Annotated in this window: 2 protein-coding genes; both read left to right on the top strand. The window is 58.8% G+C overall.

From position 1 onward, the window contains the following. Nucleotides 1–510 (top strand): ABC transporter permease (locus tag JQ611_RS41415; protein ID WP_212468846.1); only part of this gene is annotated, 510 nt, incomplete at its 5' end. After that, nucleotides 507–1331: an ABC transporter ATP-binding protein gene (locus JQ611_RS41410; protein ID WP_212468845.1), complete on the top strand. Its 825-nt coding sequence runs from the start codon at nt 507–509 to the stop codon at nt 1329–1331. The genes JQ611_RS41415 and JQ611_RS41410, both read left to right, overlap by 4 nt. Nucleotides 1332–1390: the final 59 nt, after the last annotated feature.

Raw genomic sequence — 1390 nt, 5'->3', positions numbered from 1 at the left:
TACAGGCCGGCGCGGACCTTTGCCGATCCGATGATCAACTTCTTTCGCGCGCTGCCGCCGATCGCGCTGATCCCGCTAGTGATCGTCTATTTCGGGGTCGACGAAATCGCTAAGCTCGTCATTCTGTTCTATGCCTCGTTCTTCGCCGGCGTGATTGTGATGTATGAAGGCGTCTCGCAAATCACTCCCCTCTACATCCGCGTCGCCCAAACGCTCGGCGCCGGTGAGCTCGAGATTTTTCGCAAGGTCATCATCCCGCTGACGGTACCACATATCCTGACCGCTCTCCGTGTCGCGTTGGGCGTGGCCTGGGCTACCTTGGTCGCTTCGGAACTGATCGCGGCCCAACGCGGGCTCGGCGCCATGATCCAGAACGCCTCGACCTACTTCCTACTCGACGTCATCTATGTCGGCATTATCTGCATCGGTTGCATTGCGCTGATTATGGATACGATCCTGCGGCGGATCAGCGCGCGGCTGCTGGTGTGGCAGGAAAGAGCTGTCGCATGAGCGGCCCAGCCAGCGCCAAACGCGCACAGTTCGACCACGTCTCGCTGTCCTTCGACACGCCCAAGGGAAAACTGCGGGTGGTGGACGATGTCAGCTATGCCATCCACGACGGCGACTTCATCGCCGTGATCGGACCGTCTGGCTGCGGCAAGACCACGATGATGAGCATGCTCGCGGGATTTCAGAAGCCGACCACCGGCGAGGTGTTGTTTGATGGAAATCCCGTGAAGGGACCGGGTCCCGAACGCGGCGTGATTTTTCAAGAGTATGGCGTCTTCCCTTGGCTGACGGTCAAGGAAAACATCGCGTTTGGCCTCAAGCTCAAGGCTAATAATGTTCCGGCAAAGGAGCAGCACCAGATCTGCGAGCACTATCTCGCGCTGATGGGTCTGTCGGATTTCGCCAATTCCTATCCGAAGCACCTGTCGGGCGGCATGCGGCAACGGCTCGCGATCGCACGGGCCTACGCGGTCAAGCCGCAGTTTCTGCTGATGGACGAACCGTTCGGCGCCCTCGATGCCCAGACGCGTGGCAACATGCAGAACCTGCTGCTGAAGGTGCTCGCCGCGGAAGGCAAGACCGTCATGCTGATCACGCATTCGGTGGAAGAGGCGATCTACCTCGCCTCACGCATCGTGGTGGTGACGGCGCGACCAGCCCGCATCAAGCAAATCATCGACGTTCCCTTCGCCTATCCGCGCAATGAATCGCTGCAGGAACGTCCAGAATTCGGCGAACTGCGCAGCCATATTAGGGAACTCGTCATGAATGAATACCAGGCGCAGCAGGCGCAGATAATGCCGGCCTCGTTTTCGGAATAAACCAGAAAAAGCACAGGAGGAATGCCATGGATCGACGACAATTCCTAAACACTGCCGCG

It is taken from the genome of Bradyrhizobium sp. AUGA SZCCT0182 (assembly GCF_018130185.1).
GTDB lineage: Bacteria > Pseudomonadota > Alphaproteobacteria > Rhizobiales > Xanthobacteraceae > Bradyrhizobium.
Note: the sequence above shows the minus strand (reverse complement) of the source record. Positions and strands in the feature narration are given on the sequence as shown.